Source organism: Streptomyces sp. NPDC050121 (genome assembly GCF_044460385.1).
GTDB classification, from domain to species: Bacteria; Actinomycetota; Actinomycetes; order Streptomycetales; family Streptomycetaceae; genus Streptomyces; species Streptomyces soliscabiei.
This window is the reverse complement of record NZ_JBITJV010000031.1, coordinates 92,722-113,561: the sequence shown is the minus strand read 5'-3', so window position 1 is coordinate 113,561 and position 20,840 is coordinate 92,722. Positions and strand designations below refer to the sequence as shown.

General features: G+C 71.0%; 19 protein-coding genes and 2 pseudogenes. 9 read left to right on the top strand and 12 right to left on the bottom strand.

Annotation, left to right across the window (positions count from 1 at the left end):
* Nucleotides 1-108: 108 nt before the first annotated feature.
* The 3 genes from ACIBTS_RS35835 to ACIBTS_RS35825 all read right to left on the bottom strand — a co-directional run bounded on the left by ACIBTS_RS35835 (nt 109) and on the right by ACIBTS_RS35825 (nt 3,687).
* On the bottom strand, nt 109-1,353 hold the full coding sequence (locus tag ACIBTS_RS35835) for a DUF5667 domain-containing protein (RefSeq protein WP_399324864.1): 1,245 nt from the start codon (nt 1,351-1,353) through the stop codon (nt 109-111).
* A gap of 246 nt (nt 1,354-1,599) precedes the next feature.
* Entirely contained in the window at nt 1,600-2,379 is a 780-nt protein-coding gene (locus ACIBTS_RS35830) for an ECF subfamily RNA polymerase sigma factor, BldN family (RefSeq protein ID WP_079660635.1), read from the bottom strand.
* Between the two features lie 360 nt (nt 2,380-2,739).
* Nucleotides 2,740-3,687: an HAD-IB family hydrolase gene (locus tag ACIBTS_RS35825; protein ID WP_334578034.1), complete on the bottom strand. Its 948-nt coding sequence runs from the start codon at nt 3,685-3,687 to the stop codon at nt 2,740-2,742.
* Between the two features lie 93 nt (nt 3,688-3,780).
* Between ACIBTS_RS35825 and ACIBTS_RS35820 the strand changes: the two genes are divergently transcribed.
* The 5 genes from ACIBTS_RS35820 (at nt 3,781) to ACIBTS_RS35800 (ending at nt 9,508) form a co-directional block, all read left to right on the top strand.
* On the top strand, nt 3,781-4,062 hold the full coding sequence (locus ACIBTS_RS35820; protein ID WP_079660633.1) for a glutaredoxin family protein: 282 nt from the start codon (nt 3,781-3,783) through the stop codon (nt 4,060-4,062).
* 271 nt (nt 4,063-4,333) lie between these two features.
* On the top strand, nt 4,334-5,098 hold the full coding sequence (locus ACIBTS_RS35815) for a redox-sensing transcriptional repressor Rex (RefSeq protein WP_399324863.1): 765 nt from the start codon (nt 4,334-4,336) through the stop codon (nt 5,096-5,098).
* Nucleotides 5,095-6,840, top strand: coding sequence for a glutamyl-tRNA reductase (locus ACIBTS_RS35810; protein WP_399324862.1), 1,746 nt, complete (start codon nt 5,095-5,097; stop codon nt 6,838-6,840). Before ACIBTS_RS35815 ends, ACIBTS_RS35810 begins: the two co-directional genes overlap by 4 nt.
* Before the next feature lie 5 nt (nt 6,841-6,845).
* Nucleotides 6,846-7,805, top strand: coding sequence for a hydroxymethylbilane synthase (hemC, locus tag ACIBTS_RS35805; RefSeq protein ID WP_399324861.1), 960 nt, complete (start codon nt 6,846-6,848; stop codon nt 7,803-7,805).
* The gene (locus ACIBTS_RS35800; protein WP_399324860.1) at nt 7,802-9,508 is read left to right on the top strand and encodes a uroporphyrinogen-III synthase; all 1,707 of its coding nucleotides are present in this window, start codon (nt 7,802-7,804) and stop codon (nt 9,506-9,508) included. The genes hemC and ACIBTS_RS35800 overlap by 4 nt, the downstream gene beginning before the upstream one ends.
* Nucleotides 9,509-9,850: 342 nt before the next feature.
* Here the strand turns inward: ACIBTS_RS35800 and ACIBTS_RS35795 are convergent, their stop codons facing one another.
* Both ACIBTS_RS35795 and ACIBTS_RS35790 read right to left on the bottom strand, forming a co-directional pair.
* Nucleotides 9,851-10,030: a DUF397 domain-containing protein gene (locus ACIBTS_RS35795; RefSeq protein ID WP_399324859.1), complete on the bottom strand. Its 180-nt coding sequence runs from the start codon at nt 10,028-10,030 to the stop codon at nt 9,851-9,853.
* Nucleotides 10,027-10,227: pseudogene (locus ACIBTS_RS35790) on the bottom strand (Scr1 family TA system antitoxin-like transcriptional regulator); the annotation flags it as partial. The pseudogene ACIBTS_RS35790 and the gene ACIBTS_RS35795, both read right to left, overlap by 4 nt.
* Before the next feature lie 5 nt (nt 10,228-10,232).
* Here ACIBTS_RS35790 and ACIBTS_RS35785 point away from each other — a divergent pair.
* Nucleotides 10,233-10,388, top strand: a pseudogene (locus tag ACIBTS_RS35785) (helix-turn-helix domain-containing protein); the annotation flags it as partial.
* Between the two features lie 181 nt (nt 10,389-10,569).
* On the opposite strand, the gene ACIBTS_RS35780 reads toward ACIBTS_RS35785, so the two are convergent.
* On the bottom strand, nt 10,570-12,852 hold the full coding sequence (locus ACIBTS_RS35780; RefSeq protein WP_399324858.1) for an N-acetylmuramoyl-L-alanine amidase: 2,283 nt from the start codon (nt 12,850-12,852) through the stop codon (nt 10,570-10,572).
* Between the two features lie 252 nt (nt 12,853-13,104).
* On the opposite strand from ACIBTS_RS35780, the gene hemB reads away from it, so the two are divergent.
* Nucleotides 13,105-14,097 carry a porphobilinogen synthase gene (gene hemB, locus ACIBTS_RS35775; RefSeq protein ID WP_399324856.1) on the top strand — a complete coding sequence of 331 codons (993 nt, stop codon included), beginning with the start codon at nt 13,105-13,107 and terminating at the stop codon, nt 14,095-14,097.
* An 11-nt stretch (nt 14,098-14,108) separates the two neighbouring features.
* Here hemB and ACIBTS_RS35770 read toward each other — a convergent pair whose 3' ends face one another.
* Entirely contained in the window at nt 14,109-14,846 is a 738-nt protein-coding gene (locus ACIBTS_RS35770) for a DUF4232 domain-containing protein (protein ID WP_399324855.1), read from the bottom strand.
* 188 nt (nt 14,847-15,034) lie between these two features.
* Between ACIBTS_RS35770 and ACIBTS_RS35765 the strand changes: the two genes are divergently transcribed.
* Nucleotides 15,035-16,438 carry a helix-turn-helix domain-containing protein gene (locus tag ACIBTS_RS35765; protein WP_399324854.1) on the top strand — a complete coding sequence of 468 codons (1,404 nt, stop codon included), beginning with the start codon at nt 15,035-15,037 and terminating at the stop codon, nt 16,436-16,438.
* On the opposite strand, the gene ACIBTS_RS35760 is transcribed toward ACIBTS_RS35765, so the two are convergent.
* The 5 genes from ACIBTS_RS35760 to ACIBTS_RS35740 form a co-directional block, all read right to left on the bottom strand.
* Complete coding sequence (locus ACIBTS_RS35760; RefSeq protein ID WP_399324853.1) at nt 16,378-16,614, bottom strand: hypothetical protein; 237 nt, start codon at nt 16,612-16,614, stop codon at nt 16,378-16,380. The genes ACIBTS_RS35765 and ACIBTS_RS35760 overlap by 61 nt on opposite strands.
* 136 nt (nt 16,615-16,750) lie before the next feature.
* Nucleotides 16,751-17,596 carry a DUF4253 domain-containing protein gene (locus ACIBTS_RS35755; RefSeq protein ID WP_399324852.1) on the bottom strand — a complete coding sequence of 282 codons (846 nt, stop codon included), beginning with the start codon at nt 17,594-17,596 and terminating at the stop codon, nt 16,751-16,753.
* Between the two features lie 123 nt (nt 17,597-17,719).
* A complete protein-coding gene (locus tag ACIBTS_RS35750) occupies nt 17,720-17,929 on the bottom strand; it encodes a hypothetical protein (RefSeq protein ID WP_399324851.1) in 210 nt (69 codons plus the stop codon).
* A 190-nt stretch (nt 17,930-18,119) separates the two neighbouring features.
* Nucleotides 18,120-18,932: a MerR family transcriptional regulator gene (locus tag ACIBTS_RS35745; protein ID WP_399324850.1), complete on the bottom strand. Its 813-nt coding sequence runs from the start codon at nt 18,930-18,932 to the stop codon at nt 18,120-18,122.
* A gap of 83 nt (nt 18,933-19,015) precedes the next feature.
* The gene (locus tag ACIBTS_RS35740) at nt 19,016-19,645 is read right to left on the bottom strand and encodes a TetR/AcrR family transcriptional regulator (RefSeq protein ID WP_399324849.1); all 630 of its coding nucleotides are present in this window, start codon (nt 19,643-19,645) and stop codon (nt 19,016-19,018) included.
* A 102-nt stretch (nt 19,646-19,747) separates the two neighbouring features.
* Here ACIBTS_RS35740 and ACIBTS_RS35735 point away from each other — a divergent pair, with 102 nt between their 5' ends.
* Nucleotides 19,748-20,800, top strand: a complete 1,053-nt coding sequence (locus tag ACIBTS_RS35735) for an aldo/keto reductase (protein ID WP_399324847.1) — start codon at nt 19,748-19,750, stop codon at nt 20,798-20,800.
* Nucleotides 20,801-20,840: the final 40 nt, after the last annotated feature.

Sequence of the window (20,840 nt, the reverse complement as noted above, 5' to 3'; positions counted from 1 at the left end):
TGGGGGGGTGTTTTTGTTTTTTTGTTTGTTGTTGTTCTTGTCGGGGGCGGGGGGCGGGGCCCCCCCCCCCCCCCCCCCCCCCCCCCCCCACCGCCGTAATGGACGGGTTTACTCCGCGTCCTCGCTGTCGATGCCCAGGCCTGGGAGGAGGCCGGGGAGGAGGGGTGGGAGGGTGACGTCGGGTTGGGTGCTGGGGAGGGCCGGGGTCGGGGCGGTGGTGCCGGGGTCCTTCGGGGGATCGAGGAGGCCGCCGGTGTTGCCGCCGAGGAGGCCGTCGTCGGTCGTGCCGGAGGTGGCCGGCTTGCTGGGGCTGCCGGAGGTGGTGCCGCCGGTGCCGTCGGAGGTGCCCTGGCCGGTGCTGCCGGGGGTGGTCGAGTGGCCGGTGTCGGAGGTGCCGGGGGCTGTCGAGCCCGAGCCGTGGCGGGTGCCGCCGCCTTGGGCGGGGGGCTGCGGGAGCAGGGACTGCAGCGGGGCGACCTCTTCGTCTATGGCTTCGAACACCGACGAGACCTGCTGACTGACGTCCCCGAGCTGGAGCGGCAGGCGGTCGCGGAGGGTGCCCCAGGTCTCGCGGTGCGAGCGGGAGAACGCGTCGAGGGCCTGGATGGGGCCCAGGGAGTTCGGGTCGCGTTCATACGCCTCGTGGAGGAGGCGGTGGCCTTCCGTCGCGTCGTGCTGCACGCCGTTCAGGGCGCGGCGGATCTCGCCGAGGGACTCGTGGTCGAGGTCGCCGCTGCGGCCGCGTTCCATGAGTCGGCGGGCCTCGCTCAGCCGGGTGGAGGCCTGGTCGAGGTAGGTGCGCCCGCGTTCGTCGTCGCCGTCGGCCAGGTAGTTGAGTTTGAAGTCCTCGATGCCGCGCTTCAGCCCGTAGAGCCCGTCACCGGGGAGGGCGTCGGAGCTCGCGGCGGCGACTCCGCCGAAGGCGCCCGCCGCGACGCCGACGCTGAGGCCGCCCGCGGTGAGGCCCTTGGCGAGGCGGGAACGCGGTCGGAACTTGCCCAACGGACTGGCCCGGTGCGTGCCCCTCGCCCGGTGGGAGCGTTGCTCCGGCACCGAAGGGTCCGCCGCTTCGCCTCCCGCGGTGCCCGCCTGCAGCATGGCCTCCATAGCGGCGACCAACTGGGCCCGCTGGACGACCTTGACCTCGGGATCGAGTGTCGGCTTGGGCAGCTCGGCGAGACTCGTGGCGAGGGCCAGGAGACGGCCCTGTCCGGTCTGGTCCGCAGCGGCCGGTGCCGGCGGTGATCCTTCGGTCTGCTCGGCCGCCGTGCCCTCGGAGGAACAGTCGGACTGCTCCTCCAAGGCCTGGGCGAAGGCGTTCGCCCGCCGGTGCGCCGATACGTTCGCGATCACTGGCGGCACCTCCTCTCGTCATGACGGTCGACTCCCTTGGGGTCCTGAGGGTTGCACGCCCCGGGCCGATTCCACACGATCGAGTGATCGGGGTTGGCTGGGACGTGACCACAGGGAGCCTGTATCCCGCACAACGACTGGCGCGGCACTTGGGTTACGGACGGCTGGTGATCGGCTCGGGAAGGCAACGGACTTTCACTGGAGGTGAGTTGGGGATGACCGGCAGTGGACTCCGGACCGGTCCGGTCAGCGGGCGTCTTCGGGCAGGAGCCGGGCGAGGGTGCGGACGGCGCGGTACTGGAGCGTCTTGATGGCGCCCTCGTTCTTGCCCATCACGCGCGCGGTCTCGGCGACGGAGAGGCCCTGCAGGAAGCGCAGCGTCACGCACTCCTGCTGCTGTGGGTTGAGCCGTCGTACGGCGTCCAGGAGCGCGGCGTTGGAGAGGGACTCCAGGACGGAGTCCTCGGGTGAGCGCTCGACCTCGTTGGCGTCGAGCATCTCGCCGGTGGTCACCTCGAGCCGGAAGCGGCTCGACTTGAAGTGGTCGGCGACGAGGTTGCGGGCGATGGTGACCAGCCAGGCGCCGAAGTCGCGGCCCTGCCAGGTGAACGTCCCGATGCGGCGCAGGGCGCGCAGGAACGTCTCGCTGGTGAGGTCCTCGGCGGTCGCCTTGCCGCCCACCCGGTAGTAGATGTAGCGGTAGACCGTGTCGCTGTACTGGTCGTACAGGCGCCCGAACGCGTCGGCCTCGCCGGCCTGGGCGCGTTCGACGAGGTCCATCATCCGGGCGCTGTCGCTGTCGGCGGCCGGCCGACGGGCGGTGGCCGTGCCGGTCGCACGTCCCCGTCTGCCGACCGCGGCGGTGCCGTCGGCCAGTGCATAGCACGGGCCGACGGGCGCGGCGGCGGCGAAGGCGGGAACGGCGTACGCGGTGGGGACGAAGCCGCGCAACAGGTCCTGGACCGTAGCGACCGTTGCGCGCAGCGTAGCCAGGCCCGAGGTGTCAACCCCGACGTGTGGGTACACGGGACTCCCAGAGGCAGAGCTTCCATCACGTGCAGTGCGGAACCTTTCACCCGTCGTAGCGACAGGAGGGGTACCGGATTGCGTCTGAGGAGAATAACGCTTCGTGCAGGCCCTGCTACACCGAGTTGCTCAAAACTTCGATTACGTCGCTTCTGTGGTTGATTGGGGCCCCATCAAGTCGCGTGGAGTGAACGGTTGTTGATCGGAAAGGATCGAGTTTCGAGGTGGTCTGGGGCGTGTTGTGGCTGTGCGCGGACAATGCGAATAGACGGCCGCCCTGGGGGGTACGACCGCCTATTGGCGCTGGTACGGGTATGGGTGCCGGTGCGGGTACTGGCGCCGGCGCGCAGTGGCCCCTCTTTACCGCCGGCGCCGGTGCAGGGCGATCGCCGCCGCCGTGCCGCCCGCCACCGCGCCCACGCCGGCCGCCGCCGGGATGCCGACCTTCGCCGCCTTGCGGCCCGTGCGGTAGTCGCGCAGCCGCCAGTCGAGGTTGTGGGCGTGCCTGCGGAGTTTGGCGTCCGGGTTGATGGCGTAGGGGTGGCCGACCAGGGAGAGCATCGGGATGTCGTTGTGCGAGTCGCTGTAGGCGGCGCAGCGGGAGAGGTCCAGGTTCTCCGCCGCGGCCAGCGCGCGCACCGCCTCCGCCTTGGCCGGGCCGTGCAGGGGCTCGCCGACCAGCTTGCCCGTGTAGACGCCGTCGACCGACTCGGCGACCGTGCCCAGCGCGCCGGTGAGACCGAGGCGACGGGCGATCACCTGGGCGATCTCCACCGGGGCGGCGGTGACCAGCCACACCTTCTGGCCCGCGTCCAGGTGGGCCTGGGCCAGCGCCCGGGTGCCCGGCCAGATGCGCTCGGCCATGTACTCGTCGTAGATCTCCTCGCCGATCGACATCAGCTCGGCGACGCGGTGGCCCTGCACGATCGACAGGGCCGAGTCGCGGGCCTCCTGCATGTGTTCGGGGTCCTCGACGCCGGCCAGCCGGAACCACGCCTGCTGCCAGGCGAAGCGGACCAGGTCGCGGGTCTCGAAGAACTTCCGTTTGTGCAGACCGCGGCCGAAGTGGAAGAGCGCCGCGCCCTGCATCACGGTGTTGTCGAGGTCGAAGAAGGCGGCGGCCATCGTGTCGCCGTGCACCGGGAACTGCGGTTCCCGGTCGGCGGTGTCCAGGGCTTCCTGGGACTCCAGGGCTTCCTGAGCTTCCTGGGTCGACTTGCGGGCTGCCTCCGCCGAGGCCTCGCCTGCCAACACGCTCCGCGCCGTGGCGGAGCGCCTACGGGGAGTGAGCCATCCTAGAGCGGCCATGGCGTGAGCATAGCCAGTCTGTTCGGTGGTTCCGGAGTCGAGAGGTTTGAAGGGTGTGAACACTCCGCGACCGCGCAGTTAAAGAGCGCGAGAATGGCCCACATGAGTCCCCTCTTTCGACGTAAGGCAGCCCCGCACGAGCGGGTGGTCACCCTCATCCGCAAGTCCGGTTGCCATCTGTGCGACGACGCGGAGCGCGTGATCGAGAAGGTCTGCACGGAACTCGGCGTGCCCTGGGAGCAGAAGGACATCGCCGAGGACCGCCGGCTGTACGACGAGTACTGGGAGCAGATCCCCGTCGTCCTGGTGGACGGCAGGCAGCACACCTTCTGGCGGGTCGACGAGGACCGCCTGCGCAAGGAGCTGGCCGGGTAGGAGGCGCGGGCGAGGCGCGTGGTAACTGACCGAGCAGTACAAGGGGGACCGAACGTCGCTTAGGATCGATGGCGGTTTTGTCTCGGGGGCGGGATTCACGAGGAGAGTGGCGGTTTTGCCCCCTGGAATGATGTGCGTGACCCCGGTCACGTTGGCCGGGCAAAACGGACACCATCTTTGTGCACGCGTTCACAAAGACATAGCCTGCTGTCGACGGGGCGGTCTGGGTACGTGTGACCGCCTGCAGCCCCGCTCTACCCGCAGGAGCACCGTGGCAACTGGCCGAACTCACCGACCGGCGACCCGTAGCCGAGGGATTCCCGAGGCCACCGTCGCCCGGCTTCCGCTGTACCTCCGCGCGCTGACCGGACTGTCGGAGCGCTCGGTGCCCACGGTCTCCTCCGAGGAGCTCGCCGCCGCCGCGGGGGTCAACTCCGCGAAGCTGCGCAAGGACTTTTCTTACCTGGGTTCTTACGGAACACGGGGTGTCGGCTACGACGTCGAGTATCTCGTCTACCAGATCTCCCGCGAGCTGGGCCTCACCCAGGACTGGCCGGTCGTGATCGTCGGCATCGGAAACCTCGGCGCGGCGCTCGCCAACTACGGCGGGTTCGCCTCGCGCGGCTTCCGGGTCGCGGCCCTCATCGACGCCGACCCGGCGATGGCCGGGAAGCAGGTCGCAGGGATCGCCGTGCAGCACAGCGACGGCCTGGAGAAGATCATCTCCGACAACGGCGTCTCCATCGGCGTCATCACCACCCCGCCGTCCGTCGCCCAGCAGGTCTGCGACCGGCTCGTGGCCGCCGGCGTCACCTCCATCCTGAACTTCGCGCCGACCGTGCTGACCGTCCCGGACGGCGTGGACGTGCGCAAGGTCGACCTCTCCATCGAGCTGCAGATCCTCGCCTTCCACGAGCAGCGCAAGGCCGGCGAGGAGGCCGCGGCGGCCGACAGCGCCGTACCCACCGTCGTCAGCCGCGACGACACCACCGACCAGGGGCCCGACGGGGACGTACCCGCCGTGATGCCGGCATGAGTCTCCTCGTCGTCGGACTGAGCCATCGCAGCGCCCCCGTGAGCGTGCTGGAGCGGGCCTCGCTGTCTGCGGACGCCCAGCTCAAGCTGCTCCAGGACACGGTCGCCGCCGAACCGGCCGCCGAGGCCGCCGTCCTCGCCACCTGCAACCGCATCGAGCTGTACGCCGACGTGGACAAGTTCCACGCGGGCGTCGCCGAGCTGTCCACGCTGCTCGCCCAGCACAGCGGGGTCGGCCTGGAGGAGCTCACTCCTTATCTCTATGTGCACTACGAGGACCGCGCCGTCCACCACTTCTTCTCGGTGGCCTGCGGCCTGGACTCGATGGTCGTCGGCGAGGGCCAGATCCTCGGGCAGATCAAGGACGCGCTGGCCCGGGCGCAGGAGCTGCACACCGCCGGCCGGCTGCTGAACGACCTGTTCCAGCAGGCCCTGCGGGTCGGCAAGCGCGCCCACTCCGAGACCGGCATCGACCGCGCCGGGCAGTCCCTGGTCACCTTCGGCCTGGAGCAGCTCGCCGCGGGCGCGGACGTGCGGGACTGGGCGCGCGGCAAGCGGGCCCTCGTCATCGGCGCGGGTTCCATGTCGTCGCTGGCCGCCGCCACCCTCGCGCGCGCCGGGGTCGCCGAGGTCGTCGTCGCCAACCGCACCCTGGACCGGGCCGAACGGCTCGCCCAGATACTCGGCGAGGCCGACGGCACGGACGTGTCGGCCCGCGCGGTACCGATGGAATCGGTGCCGGCCGAGCTGACACGTGCCGATGTGGCCGTCTCCTGTACCGGGGCGACGGGCCTGGTCCTGACCGCGGAAGCGGTCGCGACGGCCGTCGAGGGACGCACGGGCACGCCCGTCGCCTTCGCCGAGGACGCCGTGCCGACGGACCCGGACATACAGGTACGGCCGCTGCCGCCGACCTCCGTCGGCGCCGACGAGAACTGCCCGCTCGACCTGGCCGCCGCACCGCAGGCCGCCGCACCGCAGGCCCCCGTGCAGCAGTCCGGGTTCTCCGTGATGGGGGAGGCCGCCGTGGCCGGCATGGACGCGGCGACGCTGGAGCAGCACGCCGCCTGGGTCGACAACGCGACCGTGGACCGGCGCCTCGCCACCCGCCGCAGCCCCGAGGCCGACGCCGAGCTGATCAGCGCGCTCGCCGCGCTCGCCGCCACCGTCGGCCGCATCCCCGAGCGCCGCAGGCCCGAGCCGGTCGCCACGCCGGTGCGGCCCGAGCCGGTCCTCTTCCTGCTCGACCTGGCGATGCCGCGCGACGTCGACGCGGCCGCGCACCGGCTCGCCGGGGTACGGCTCGTCGACATCGAGTCGCTCGCGGAGGCCTCCGCCGACGCGCCGATGGCCGCCGACGTCGACCAGGTGCGGCGGATCGTCGCCGACGAGGTCGCCGCGTTCGGCGCCGCGCAGCGGGCCGCGCACATCACACCGACCGTGGTCGCCCTGCGCGCCATGGCCGCCGACGTCGTCGCCGGCGAGATCGCCCGGCTCGACGGGCGGCTGCCCGGCCTGGACGCCAAGCACCGCGCCGAGATCGCGCAGACCGTGAAGCGGGTCGTCGACAAGCTGCTGCACGCGCCGACCGTACGGGTCAAGCAGCTCGCGGCCGAGCCCGGCGGCGCCGGGTACGCGGACGCGCTGCGGACCCTGTTCGACCTCGACCCGGAGACGGTGGCCGCCGTGTCCCGGGCCGAGGACAGCACCGAGAAGAACGCAGAGAACCGAGGGCCGGCATGAGCGGCATGAGTACGAGAGCACTGAGACTGGGGACCAGGCGAAGCACCCTCGCCAAGGCCCAGTCCGGGCAGGTCGCGGAAGCCGTGAGCCAGGCGACCGGACGGCCCGTCGAGCTTGTGGAGATCACCACCTACGGCGACGTCTCCCGCGAGCACCTCGCGCAGATCGGCGGCACCGGTGTCTTCGTCACCGCGCTGCGGGACGCGCTGGCGGGGGGCGAGGTCGACTTCGCGGTTCACTCGCTGAAGGACCTGCCGACCGAGCAGCCCGAGGACCTGGTCCTGGCCGCCGTACCGGTGCGCGAGGACCCTCGCGACGCGATCGTCGCCCGGGACGCGCTGAAGTTCACCGACCTGCCGCGCGGGGCGCGCATAGGCACCGGTTCGCCGCGCCGCATGGCCCAGCTGAACGCGTATGCGCGCACCCACGGGCTGGACATCGAGACGGTGCCGATCCGCGGGAACGTCGACACGCGGATCCGGTACGTGCAGGACGGCGAGCTGGACGCGGTGGTGCTGGCCGCGGCCGGCCTCAGCCGCATAGGCCGCCTCGACGAGGTCACCGACTTCCTGTCGGTGGACACGGTTCTGCCGGCTCCCGGCCAGGGAGCACTGGCGATCGAGTGTGCGGCGGACAACGCTGCGCTCATCGCCGCGCTCGGAGAGCTCGACGACCCCTTCACCCGGGTCGCCGTGACCGCTGAACGGTCACTGCTCGCCGCCCTGGAGGCCGGTTGCAGCGCCCCTGTGGGCGCGCTGGCCGACCTCCTGGCCGACGGGCAGATTGTCAAGGAAATGCGCCTGCGGGGCGTCGTCGGCACCACCGACGGCACCCGTATGGTGCAGCTGTCCACCACCGGTCCCGTGCCCGAGACGCATGACCAGGCAATGACGCTCGGTCGCGAACTCGCCGCCGAGATGCTTGCCCAGGGCGCGGCCGGTCTGATGGGGGAGCGAGCACAGTGAGCCCCACCACTCTTCCAGCCGCCGGTCCTGAACACGGGCACGTCACCTTCCTGGGTGCCGGACCCGGGGATCCGGGACTACTGACTCTGCGCGCCGTGGAGGCGCTGGCGCACGCGGACGTCCTCGTCGTCGAGCACGAGGTGCTCGACGTCGTACGGTCGCACGCGAGGCCGGGCGTCGCCGTCGTGAACGCGGAAGCGGGTCCTTCGTCGGACCCTCTTCCGGGCACGGGCGCGCCCCTCCCGACGGTCGTTGACGGCACGTCAACAACCGCTGAGGTACCCGCTGTGCGCGATGCCGCACATCTTGTCATGGAGGCCGCGCGGGGCGGCAGGCGGGTCGTCCGTGCGGTGTCCGGGGACCCGGGACTGGATACGTACGCGGCGGAGGAAATGCTCGCGTGCGCGGCGGCCGGCGTTCCCTTCGAGGTGGTACCCGGTGTCGCGGCCGCCGTTGGCGTGCCCGCGTACGCCGGGGTGCCGCTGCGCGACGCGCAGGGCGCGGACGTCCGGTTCGTGGACGCGCGCACGGCTTCGGACCGTTGCTGGACCGAGGTCGGGGCGTCGGACGGGACCGTGGTCGTCTCGACGACGCTCGACTCCGTCGCCTCCGCCGCCGGTGAGCTGGTGTCGGCGGGCCGCAAGCCCGATACGCCGATGACGGTGACGGTGGCCGGTACGACGACCCGGCAGCGGACGTGGAGCGCGACCCTCGGGACCATCGCGCAGACGCTGAAGCAGGCGAAGGCGCTGCCCTCGCCCGAGGGCGGTCGGCCGGTCATAGTCGTGGTCGGCGAGCGTTCCGCCCCTGCCCAGCGCGACCAGCTGGCCTGGTTCGAGTCCAAGCCGCTGTTCGGCTGGAAGGTGCTCGTGCCGCGCACGAAGGAGCAGGCGGTGTCGCTCTCCGACCAACTGCGGTCGTACGGGGCCGTGCCGCACGAGGTGCCGACGATCGCCGTCGAACCGCCGCGGACCCCGCAGCAGATGGAGCGGGCCGTGAAGGGCCTCGTCACCGGGCGCTACGAGTGGATCGCCTTCACGTCCGTCAACGCCGTCAAGGCGGTGCGGGAGAAGTTCGAGGAGTACGGGCTCGACGCGCGGGCCTTCGCCGGGATCAAGGTCGCGGCGGTGGGCGAGCAGACGGCCAAGGCGCTGGTCGCGTTCGGCGTGAAGCCGGATCTCGTGCCGAGCGGGGAGCAGTCCGCTGCCGGGCTGCTGGAGGACTGGCCGCCGTACGACCCGGTGTTCGATCCGATCGACCGGGTGTTCCTGCCGCGTGCCGACATCGCCACCGAGACGCTGGTCGCCGGGCTGATCGAGCTGGGCTGGGAGGTCGACGACGTCACCGCCTACCGGACCGTGCGGGCCTCGCCGCCGCCGGCGGAGACCCGCGAGGCGATCAAGGGGGGTGGCTTCGACGCCGTTCTCTTCACGTCGTCGTCCACCGTGCGGAACCTGGTGGGCATCGCGGGCAAGCCGCACAACGTGACGGTGATCGCGTGCATCGGCCCCGCCACGGCGAAGACCGCCGAGGAGCACGGGCTGCGGGTCGATGTGATGGCTCCGGAGCCGTCCGTGCAGGCGCTGGCGGAGGCGCTGGCCGACTTCGGGCTGCGGCGTCGGGCCGCCGCCCAGGAGGCGGGCGACCAGGTCATCCGGCCCAGCGAGCGGCGGCCGGGGGCGCGGCGCAGGCGGGCCACGTAACCCCGGACCACCGTCCGTGCTGAACCCGCCCCACCCGTAACACCCGGTGCGCCCCGCCGTCTCCGTCGGAGACGGCGGGGCGTTCTCGTGAGCAGAACTCGTGAGCAGAACGGGGGGCTTCGAAGTCGAGCGGTGCAGCCGTCATGTGACTGGTGGATTCGTGCCATACGCGGCCTACTGAGCGGCTGGTCAGCACACCCGGAGCCGGCCCAGATCCACCGATCGCTGCCCGCGGGCCTCGGTATCGCACCGCCCAACTGAGAGCCTCGCATGAGCGTGCGTGCGGGCGGGCTGACCCCCGTCCGGGGCGGTCGGTACGGGAGTACAGCCGACGCGCACGCGTCAGTGGCTGGACGCGTACGGCAGGAAGGCCGCCCAAGCGCTGAGGGTGAGGGCGAGGCGGGGGCCGACGGGGTTCTTGGAGTCGCGGACGAGGACGTGGCTCTCGTCGGGGATGGCCATCTCGACGCAGTCGGGGCCGCTGGACGTGCTGTAGCTGCTCTTTATCCACTCCAGCTTCATGTCTCTCCAAGCACTTTCGTGATGAGGGCCATTGAGTCCCGTGGGCTGAGAGCCTGTGCCCGGATGATTCCATACTGGAATTCGAGGAGTTGCACCTCTTTCGGCTCGGCGATCACACGACTGATGTGCGCCACCTCGACGTGGCCAACGGTGGTGCCGTCCGTGATCCTGAGCAACCTGAACGGTCCGTCGAGCCCGCGAGCTGTCGCTGACCGCCATCGGACTGGCCACCCACATCCTGTCGCTACCGGAGGGCGCCCCGGTCGGTATCCGTAGCCTGGCCGATCGCTTCCCCGAGGGCCGCGACCGAATCGCCTTCGCCCTGCGGGAGCTGGAGGCGCACGGCTACCTGGAGCGGGGCGCTGCGGCGGCGCGCGTCGCGGGAGCAGCCCGGCAGGCACCTCAGGAGGACGACCCAGGCGCCGTCCGGCCGGTGGGCCACGACCTTTCCCGCGTGGCCCTCGCCGAATAGGGAGCCCACAAAGCGACGGCCTTCACGATCAGAGGTGATCGTGAAGGCCGTCGGCGTTTTCCGGGGGCTACTTGATGTACACCAGACCGTCCGTGGTGACCGTCGGGCGGCCGCTGGTGCCCACGACCACGATCTTGATCGTGTGCTTGGCGCTGCTCGACCAGGTCTTGGTCCAGATCGCCTGGCGGTACAGCGTGGTGGCCGACTTCAGGTCGACCGTCGCGACCTTCGTGCCGTCGACGTAGACGTACGCCTGGCCGGAGGTGGTCGCGCGGGAGACCACCCAGGCGGCGGAGCGGCCGGTGAAGGTCCAGGTCAGGGCCGCGCCCTTGGAGCCGCTGGAGTAGGACGCGCCGCCGAGGTAGCTCGTGCTGGAACGGGCGGTCCAGCTGCCGGACTTGACGGCGGAGGTCTCCTGAAGGATCACCGGGGTGGAGGAGAGGGAGGCCGTGCGGTAGTTGCCGGCGTAGTCGTTGGCCCGCAGCGACCAGGTGGTGGCGGTGCCGGGCTTGGCCGTGCGGGCGGAGCTGGTGACGGTGGGGCCGAAGGTCGCGGTGGTGGGCGCGAGCAGCTGCACGGAGCGCAGGGCCTTGTCGTCGGCGGCCTTCCAGCCCAGGGTGACCGGGACGGCGGTGGTGCTGACGGTGCCGGTGCGCAGGGACAGCGTCGGCGCGGTGGTGAAGGTCGGCGCCGTCGTCTCCGCCACGACGTTCAGCGCGGCGGTCGTCGTCGTCTTGCCCGACTGGTGCACCGCGCGCACGGCGACGGTGTGGCTGCCCAGCGGCAGGGTGGCGCTCGCGGAGGTGGCCGTGCCCGTGACGGTGGCCACGGCACTGCCGTCGGCCAGCAGCTCGAACTTCGAGATCAGCGAGCCGGGCGTGGTGGCCGTCCAGTTCACCGTGAGGGCGCCCTTGGTGTAGTACGTCGAGCCGGACAGGCTCGCGCCACCGGCCACCGAGGTGACCTTCAGGCCCTGCACCGGGCCGGCCGCCCAGGCGCGGATGGTCGGCAGCTGGTCGTAGAGGAGACCGCCGGGGCACTGCGTGTTGTAGCCGTCGCGGTGGCCGGAGATCCGGTTGAAGGTGTAGAGGCTGCCCGAGGTGAAGCTCTTGGAGAAGTAGTTCGTCTGGGTGGCGCCCGCGGTGAGCTGGACGGTGCCGGCCGGGTCGGCGCCGTACTGGCCGAGCTTCCAGGCCGCGAGGCGGGCGATGGAGGTCAGCGCGGCGTTGGTGGCGGTGGTCTGGGTGTAGTCACCGATGACGGCGACGGCGTCGGCCTCGCGGTTCCAGCCGTAGGTGTGGGCGCCGAGCACCGGCAGGTCCACACCGCCCTTGCGGCCCTCGTACAGGGTTCCGCACTTGTCGACGAGGAAGTTGTAGCCGATGTCCTTCCAGCCGCTGACCTGCACGTGGTACGCGTAGATGCTGCGGATGATCGACGGGGTCTGGTCGCAGGTGTAGTCGTTGGTGCCGTCCGTGTGGTGCACGAACATCGCCTTGACGTCCTTGTTGTACTCCGGCGCGTCGGGGCTGATCGACTCGTCGGCGCCCCAGTCGGCGCGGGAGCGGATCGGCGGCTCGGGCACGGTGGACTTCGGCGCGGTGGGCGGGGGCGCGACGGTGGCCGACGGGCTCGTCGTCGGGGACGCGGTGCCCGTCGAGGCGCTCGCCGTGACCTCGGGCGCGGTGTCCGTCGGCGACGCGGAGACGGTGTCGGTGGGCGCGGCGGAGACCGTGTCGGACGGCGACGCCGAGGCCGTGTCACCGGGCGAGGAGGACGCGGAGGGGGCGGGGTTCGTGGTGTCGGACGCCGTCGGGGCGGGCGTGCCGTCCATGACGAAGCCGGCCGGCTCGGCGCCGGTCTTCGTCTCGGCGGCGGTCGCCACGCCGGGATCGACCAGGTTGACCTGCAGCCCCTTGGGCAGCGCGGCGCTGGTGCCGTTCTTGCGCACGACCTGCACCTGGACGCCGTCGGACGGGCCGACCCAGACCGGCTCGGACGCGCCGCGCACCTTCGGGCCCGGCCTGTCCAGCGGGTCGACGTCCAGTTCCAGGTCGTGCCAGGCGCTCCACTGGCCGGTGGCGACGCTGCGGGTGCGCACCTGTGCGGTGCCGACGAGTCGCTTGGCGCCGCCGGTCCAGGTGACGCCCAGCAGCGAGAACTGCTCGGTGTCCGTGCGCGGCATCTCCCGCCGGTCGGCCGAGGACGCCTTCAGCGCGAGGTCGTAGACCTTCACCGGCCGCTTGGGCCGGGCCGAGTGATCGGGGGACGGATTGGCGGCGGCGTAGGTCACCACGCCTCCCCCGCCCAGGACCACCGCACCGAGCGTCAGCCAGGCCCGTCTCTTCATGCTCAGCGGTCTGTACGCACGCGTTCCACCCCGACGCCGACGTCGACTCACGACGAAATCCACCCCTGTAGTCACAACTCTGGTCACATAGGGCGCACCTGACACACAGGTAGCCAGTACAGAGAGCGCTGCCTGCCTGAAAAACGTCACACGTGTCCGGGTCGAGATGATGTGGATCACTCGCCGTTGAAGGGCTCGCGGGCCGACTCGGCGTCGGCAAAGGCGGGGCCGGGACGGGCGTAGCGTAGGGGCATGACGAAGTACGGATCCTTCCCCGGTTCGCGTCCTCGGCGGCTGCGGACCACCCCCGTCATGCGGCGTATGGTCGCGGAGACCCGGCTGCATCCGGCCGACTTCATCCTGCCCGCGTTCGTGCGGGAGGGCGTGAGCGAGCCGGTGCCGATCCAGGCCATGCCCGGGGTCGTGCAGCACACGCGCGACAGCCTGAAGAAGGCCGCGCTGGAGGCCGTGGAGGCCGGGGTCTCCGGGATCATGCTCTTCGGGGTGCCGGAGGAGTCGAAGAAGGACGCGCTCGGCACGCCGGGGACGGATCCGGACGGAATTCTCCAGGTCGCCATCCGGGACGTGCGGGCCGAGGTCGGGGACGACCTGCTCGTCATGTCCGACCTGTGTCTCGACGAGACGACCGATCACGGGCACTGTGGCGTGCTCGACTCCGAGGGGCGCGTCGACAACGACGCCACCCTGGAGCGGTACGCCGAGATGGCGCAGGTGCAGGCCGACGCGGGGGCTCATGTCGTCGGGCCCAGCGGGATGATGGACGGGCAGGTCGGGGTCGTCCGGGACGCCCTGGACCAGATCGGGCGGGAGGACGTCTCGATCCTCGCCTACACCGTCAAGTACTCGTCGGCCTTCTTCGGGCCCTTCCGGGAGGCGGTCGGGTCGTCCCTGAAGGGCGACCGGAAGACCTATCAGCAGGACCCCGCCAACTTCCGGGAGTCGATGCGCGAGCTGGCGCTCGACCTGGAGGAGGGGGCCGACCTGGTGATGGTCAAGCCGGCCGGGCCCTACCTGGACATCCTGGCGAGGGTGGCGGACGCGGTGCACGTGCCCGTCGTCGCCTACCAGATCTCCGGCGAGTACTCGATGGTCGAGGCCGCCGCCGAGAAGGGCTGGATCGACCGCGACCAGGCGATCTTCGAGGCGCTGACCGGCATCAAGCGGGCCGGGGCGCGCAACATCCTCACCTACTGGGCCACCGAAGCGGCCCAGAAGCTGCGGTAGTCCGCCTGCCCCTACCAGCCGAGCACGTCGTCCTGGTTCTGCTGCCAGTACGTCACCTTCAGCGAACTGTCGTAGTAGACGCCCTTGGCGGGCAGGGACGGCATCGCGGACGCGCCGCCGTCGCTGTTCGGGGTGTAGCCCTGGAAGGCGACGGTCAGCTTCTTCGCCGTCGTGCCGCCGTCGCCGCTGCCGTCGGCGGCCGACAGCAGGACGGCCGCGTAGCCGGACTCGCCGGGGGTGAGCGTCGTCACCGCCTGCGGCTGCGTCTCCTTGTCGGCCTGCGGGGCCCACTGCATCTCGTCGAAGCGCAGGATCGGGTAGTAGGTCAGGTCGCATGTCTTGGAGCCGGTGTTGGTCACCGTGAGCAGCATGTGGTTGAGCGGGCGGGACATCGGCTGGGCGGTGACCTTGGTGTTGGAGCCGTTGCAGAGGACGCGGGTCGGGGCGGCGTCGGAGCCGGAGCCGGCTCCCGTGCCCTTGCCGGTACCGGTGCCGGTGCCCTTGCCGGTGTGAGCGCCGGCGCCGGTCGAACCCGTGGTGTCCTTCGCGGGGGTCTTCGCCGGGTTCTCGGAGGCGCCTGCCGGCGTCGTCGTGGACTGCGTCGGCTGGGTGGCGGAGTGCGTCGCCGTCGATGACGCCGGGTGCGACGCGCCCTCGTCCTTCACGCCTGTCCCGTTCTCGCAGGCCGTGAGCGCCAGGGCGGTCAGGGCGGTGAGGGCGAGCAGGTGGCGGGTGCGGCGGATACGCATGATGAAGTCCTCTTCCGGGATGGCGAGTTGAAGCGATGTGCTTCGATGGCCAAAGCTTGTGAGGGGATCCGTCCCGGACGCCATGACCTGTGGCCGATCAGGGATGCTGGAACGCCCACAACGGGTTTGACCAGGGGAAACAAGCCGTCCCTGGAACGCGGGGATGGGACATGGAGAGTGGGGAAACGGTGTCTGCGAGCGAGTTCGCCGAGCTGCTGCGGGAGCTCAAGGAGCGGTCCGGGCTGAGCTACGGGACGCTCGCCAAACGGCTCCACATGAGTACGTCGACGCTGCACCGCTACTGCAACGGGGACGCGATCCCCACGGACTACGCGCCCGTGGAGCGGCTGGCCCGGCTCTGCAAGGCGTCCCCGCAGGAGCTCGTCGATCTGCATCGGAGGTGGGTGCTGGCGGACGCGGGGCGCGGGAGGAAGACGGCGGGCGCGGCGGAGGGCGGTGCGGCGGAAGGCGATGTGACGGAGGGCGGTGCGGCGGAAGGCGGTGCGACGGAGGGCGGTGCCGTCGAGACCGGCGGCCTGGAAGCCGGCGGCCTGGAAGCCGGCGTTGAGGAAACGGTTCTCGGTGAGGCAACGGTTCCTGAGGGGGACGGTGGTGTGGGAGGCGAGGAGATCGGTCCTCCCCGGCCTGCGCGAACTCCCCGCCCCGCGCGTCGTGTGCGGCGTTCCCTGGTGCTCGCCGGTGTCGGTGTCGTGGCCGCCCTCGGGTCCGTCGCGCTGGTGCTGTCGCTGACCCTGCCGTCCGGCGCATCGGGCGAGGGCGGCGGCGGGGGCGCCGCGGCGGCCGGGGAGTCCGTGCAGCAGAAGGGAAAGCGGGGCGTGTCGCCGTCTCCGTCGGCGTCCGCCTCTGCCTCCGCGTCCGCGACGGCGACGCCGTCGGACTCTGCCTCGGCCTCGGGGTCGGCGTCCCCGTCGGCCGCCGCCCGCGGCGCGGGTTCCGGGATGCAGGCGGACGATTCCGTCCCGCTGACGGTCAACACCCGTCCGTACGCCTGGGTGGACCCGTGTAGCCAGCACTATCTGATCCGGAGCGGGCCGGACAAGGTCGCACCGCCGCCCGTGGAGCAGGACGCGCCGGCGTGGGTGTCCGCGCACGGGGCCGTGTCGGCGGGGGAGCAGTTCCTGGAGATCACCGTGCAGGGGACCGGTGCGCAGACGGTGGTCGTGGACAAGCTGACCGTCCGGACGGTCAGCAAGGGCGTGCCGCTCGCCTGGAACGACTACGCCATGGGCTATCCGGGCGTCGGCTGCGGTGGCGGGATGCCGACGCGGGCCTTCTCCGTCGCCCTCGACGCGGCGCGGCCGGCGCTGGTGCCCGAGGCGGGGCACCGGGACTTCCCGTTCAAGGTGAGCGAGTCCGACCCGGAGGTCTACTACGTCACGGCCGACGCCTCCGCCTACGACGTGCGCTGGTATCTGGAGCTGTCCTGGACCAGCGGTTCGCGGCACGGCACCGTGACGATCGACGACGAGGGCAAGCCGTTCCGCACGAGCGGCTCCAACGGGCGGCCCGACTACGAGTTCCCGCTCGGCGGTTCCGCGTGGCAGCGGGCGGGGGCATCTCCTACGCCGTAGGAGGCGGAGCCGGTCAGAGGGCAAGAGCCCGTCAGGGTGCCGGCGCTGGACGGGCCCTCGTCGCGCAGGCCCTGGCCGTCGTCGCACGCGGTGAGGGCGAGCGCGGCGACGGCCGTCAGCGCGGCGGCGAGCAGGCGGACGCGGGTGCGGGTGCGGGGGGTGGGGCGAGTGGGCATGGGGCAAGCCTGGGGCGTAGAGCCCGCCGTCTTCCACCTGCGCGGCGCAACTCGGGACGCCGGTCCGGTCCCATCGTGTCTGACCTGCGAGAACGGCGTCCCTTCGGGACGGGATGTGGGACGCCGTTCCCCCGGGTCAGTCCCACCGGAAGGACCAGGCGGGCTCGCCGATCAGCTCCTCGGCGTAGGCGCGCAGGGCGTCCGGGCCGTTCCGGGTGATGGGGTCGGGGCAGAACGCGAAGTGCTCCGCCGCCACCGCCTCGGCCTCCGCGAGGGTGGCCGGCGGGGCCGCGACCGACACGACAAGGGTGTCGAAGCCGAGCGCGACCACCCGTATGCCGAAGCGGTCCTCCCAGGAGCGCAGGACGGCGCAGAGGCGGGCCACGTCGTTCTCGTGGTTCAGGGGGCCGGTCCAGCCGATCGCAGCCGGGATGTCGGCGGACCGGCGGGCCGCGACCAGGGCGAGGTGCGGCTCCTTGAGCCAGGTCCGGGTGCCGTCCGTCAGCGAGTCGGCGATTGCGGCCGCGCGGGCGTCCGGGGTGGCGGTGGGGGAGGTTGCGGGCGCGAGGCCGGGCCAGTCGGAGCCGAAGGGCTCGGTGCCCTCGGCGAGCTCCCCCTCGGCGAGTTCCCCCTCGGCGAGTTCCTCCTCGGCGTTGTCCTCCCAGTACTCCGCGAGGACGTCGTCGGCGTCGTGGTCCCCGGGGTAGGACATCTCGTCGGGCATCAACTCCCAGTCCGTGGGGCCGCCCTGAGGGTCGCCCACGTCCACGAGGACCGGGAGCAGACCCGCGCGGGCGGCCTGCGCGCCGATGGCCTTCCAGGTGCCGGGCGAGGCGGCCTTCTCCGCATGCCACAGCAACGGCTCGTGCCACGGCCCGTCGTCGGTCGTGTCGATCAGTCTCCCGGGCGGGAGTTGCAGCCCCAGGGAACGGCCGCTCGGGTCGGTGGCCAGCCTGGGCAGCGGGTTGGGAAGAGTCGCCATGGAGGTGACTGTAGGGGCAGCCACTGACATTGCCGTGGGCGGGCGGGCGGCGACGGCCGAGGCCCGGCGGCCCCTTCGCGGGGGCGGCCGGGCCTCGGTGGGAGTGGGAGCGGGTCGCCGGCGTCAGCCGAAGGCCTTGACCGTGTTCCAGTCCACCGCCAGGACGGTTTTCACCGGGGCGTTGGTGTTCGTCCGCGAAGCACGTCCGTGCTGACAGCGCCGCATCGTTCGCTGGTCCTTCGTCGGTTCGCCGAATGGGTGGCGGACGGAGCGATGGACGAACCGGGCGAGCCGCCGCTGAGCCCAGAGGCCCGCCGCTGGCTCGACAGCCACTAGCGCCACTGTCACTAGCGCCACTGTCACCAGCGCCACTGTCACCAGCGCCACTGTCACCAGCGCCCCACTGTCACTGGGGTCATGGTCGGCCGGTCACACCGGCCTCATCGGTCAATCCCGCCCCGCTGGGTGTCATCCAGCGGGGCGGGCGAGCCAAATCTGGAGAGCCTGGCCGGCCCTTCTCTTGTCAGGCCTTGTTCACCGGTTCCTGGAGTTCGGTGACCCACTCGTCGTGGTTGTCGGGGCATTCCAGGTTGATTTCTCGGGGGTAGCCGACCGAGCGGTAGCCGTTGGCGTCGATCCAGCGGCCGAGGGTCTGGACGGTGGGCAGAACGGTCTCCATCGAGCCGCGGTGCATGACGGTCGCCGCCTGCTCGACGGGCGGCAGGTCCACGATCTGCAGCCCGTCGTCCTCACTGAGGGGCGCGCAGACCTCGACACCCGCGTGGATGAGGATCCCGCCGTCCGGCGCGTCCTCGTAGTAGGCGACCCCGGGCCCGGATGGGGCGATACCTGCCGCCTCCAGACGCCGGAACAGCTCGTCGTAAAGCGGCTGGACAACCGGGCCGATGGTGTCGAAGTCCGGTGCCACTGCGGTCAGTTCGGCCAGCCGCACGCTCGGCAGGCTCTTCAGTACGACATCGTTGCTGGGCATCTGCCCCTCGCTCTCGATCGAGCGGAGTCTCGCCTCGACTTGGGTCAGTCGGCCCGCCGCGGCCGTCATCGCCGCCTCCAGCTCGGCGCGCCGCAGCCGGAGCATGGCGCGCAGCTCCTCGGTGGTCACCTTCTCGTCCAGGATCGCCTGGACCTGCTGGAGGGTGAAGCCGAGGTCCTTGAGCGCGATGACGCGGTTGAGGCGGGCCAGCTGGGCGGCCGTGTAGTGGCGGTAGCCGGTGGCAGGGTCGACGTGGGCCGGGCGCAGCAGGCCGGTCGCATCGTAATGACGCAGCATCCGGACCGAGACGCGACCGTGCCGGGCGAAGTCTCCGATGGTGAACATGATGTCTCCGAGTTGACCGCCTGACACGGTGTGAGGGTCAAGAACACTGCGCGTTCTTCTTCGAACCGGTTGATGGGAAGCCGTCACGCGCGGCCTTCGTCGCCCCGCCGGTACGCTCCCGCACGCGCTGCCGCCACTGCGGCCTCGGCGGCTCGGTCTGCGGCGGCTTCGTCGAGGCGGTCGCTGCTTGTCAGCAGGCGGTAGTAGAGGGGGGCGGAGACAGCACGGATCACCTCGTGGACATCGGTGTCCTCGGGCACTTCACCCCGGTCGATGGCCTGTTGGACGCAGGGTGCCCACTCCTTGACGCGGATGTCGTAGAAGCGGTGCAGGGCCTCGGCTGTCTTCGCCTCGCAGGTGGCGGCGGCGATCACTGCCTTGAACAGCGCTCCTTGCCGCGGGTCGGTCAGAGTGCGCTGCACGAGCCGGGCGTTGGCCTTGAGATCACCGAGCAGCGAGCCGGTCTCGGTACGTGGCAGTGACTGATCGGCCATGTCCAGCAGCAGATCGGCCACCAGGCCGGTCACTGTTCCCCAGCGGCGGTAGACGGTGGTCTTGCCCACCTCGGCGCGGCGTGCGATGTCGGTGAGGTCCAGGTGGGCAAAGCCGTGCTCCGCCAAGGCGTCCCCAGCTGCCTTCAGCACCGCCGACCGCACCCGCGCCGTGCGCCCACCTGGACGGACGGTCCCCGGATCCGCACCCTCAAACCCCATAACGGGACTCCAGTTTCATTAATTACTCGCACCTGCTACGTTGAGGATCACATTAACGGAACTGCAGAACCATTAGCTAGTCGGGCGACGAGAGGAACAGTCATGGAATACCGGCGGCTGGGCGCATCCGGCCTCAAGGTCCCCGCGCTGAGCTTCGGCGCCGGCACCTTCGGCGGCCAAGGGCCGCTGTTCGGCGCCTGGGGCAACACCGATGCGCAAGAAGCCCGCCGTCTCGTGGACATCTGCCTCGACGCCGGGATCACGATGTTCGACACCGCCGACGTCTATTCCAGCGGGGCCTCCGAGGAGGTGCTGGGCGAAGCGATCAAAGGCCGCAGGGACCGGGTGCTCGTGTCCACCAAGACCGGCCTGCCGATGGGCGACGGCCCGGGCGATGCGGGCTCCTCTCGTTCGCGCCTGATCACCGCCTGTGAGGACGCCCTGCGCCGGCTCGGCACCGACTACATCGACCTGTTCCAACTGCACGCCTTTGACGCCGGCGCGCCCATCGAGGAAGTCCTGTCCACCCTCGACGATCTCGTACGAGCAGGGAAGGTCCGCTACCTCGGAATCTCCAACTTCTCCGGCTGGCAGGCGATGAAGTCCCTCGCGAGCGCGGAGAGATACGGCCACCCGCGCTATGTCGCACATCAGGTCTACTACTCACTCATCGGCCGCGACTACGAATGGGAACTGATGCCACTCGGGCTCGATCAGGGCCTCGGGGCCCTCGTCTGGAGCCCGCTCGGCTGGGGACGGCTCACCGGCAAAGTCCGCCGCGGCCGGCCGCTGCCGGCCAACAGCCGACTGCACCACACCGCGGACTACGGCCCGCCGGTCGAGGACGAACACCTCTACCGCGTGGTCGACGCCCTCGATGAGATCGCGCAGGAGACCGGCAAAAGCATTCCGCAGATCGCCATCAACTGGCTGCTGCAGCGACCGACCGTCTCCTCCGTCATCATCGGTGCCCGCGACGAGAACCAGCTTCGCCAGAATCTCGGCGCCGTCGGTTGGACGCTCACGCCCGACCAGACGGCGAAACTCGATGCGGCGAGCGGCAGGACGGCGCCCTACCCGTACTTCCCCTACCAGCGTCAGGAAGGCTTCGCCCGCCTCAACCCACCAGTTGTCGCACCTCCGCCTGCAACATGACACCGGCGTCACTCAATAAGTGCCCTCAGGTGTGCGTCCC

Excerpts from the sequence above, each read along its gene's own strand:
- ACIBTS_RS35825 (WP_334578034.1), bottom strand. The coding sequence starts at position 3,687 with ATGGCCGCTCTAGGATGGCTCACTCCCCGTAGGCGCTCCGCCACGGCG.
- ACIBTS_RS35820 (WP_079660633.1), top strand. The coding sequence starts at position 3,781 with ATGGCCCACATGAGTCCCCTCTTTCGACGTAAGGCAGCCCCGCACGAG.
- ACIBTS_RS35810 (WP_399324862.1), top strand. The coding sequence starts at position 5,095 with ATGAGTCTCCTCGTCGTCGGACTGAGCCATCGCAGCGCCCCCGTGAGC.
- hemC (WP_399324861.1), top strand. The coding sequence starts at position 6,846 with ATGAGTACGAGAGCACTGAGACTGGGGACCAGGCGAAGCACCCTCGCC.
- ACIBTS_RS35795 (WP_399324859.1), bottom strand. The coding sequence starts at position 10,030 with ATGAAGCTGGAGTGGATAAAGAGCAGCTACAGCACGTCCAGCGGCCCC.
- ACIBTS_RS35780 (WP_399324858.1), bottom strand. The coding sequence starts at position 12,852 with ATGAAGAGACGGGCCTGGCTGACGCTCGGTGCGGTGGTCCTGGGCGGG.
- hemB (WP_399324856.1), top strand. The coding sequence starts at position 13,105 with ATGACGAAGTACGGATCCTTCCCCGGTTCGCGTCCTCGGCGGCTGCGG.
- ACIBTS_RS35770 (WP_399324855.1), bottom strand. The coding sequence starts at position 14,846 with ATGCGTATCCGCCGCACCCGCCACCTGCTCGCCCTCACCGCCCTGACC.
- ACIBTS_RS35760 (WP_399324853.1), bottom strand. The coding sequence starts at position 16,614 with ATGCCCACTCGCCCCACCCCCCGCACCCGCACCCGCGTCCGCCTGCTC.
- ACIBTS_RS35755 (WP_399324852.1), bottom strand. The coding sequence starts at position 17,596 with ATGGCGACTCTTCCCAACCCGCTGCCCAGGCTGGCCACCGACCCGAGC.
- ACIBTS_RS35745 (WP_399324850.1), bottom strand. The coding sequence starts at position 18,932 with ATGTTCACCATCGGAGACTTCGCCCGGCACGGTCGCGTCTCGGTCCGG.
- ACIBTS_RS35740 (WP_399324849.1), bottom strand. The coding sequence starts at position 19,645 with ATGGGGTTTGAGGGTGCGGATCCGGGGACCGTCCGTCCAGGTGGGCGC.
- ACIBTS_RS35735 (WP_399324847.1), top strand. The coding sequence starts at position 19,748 with ATGGAATACCGGCGGCTGGGCGCATCCGGCCTCAAGGTCCCCGCGCTG.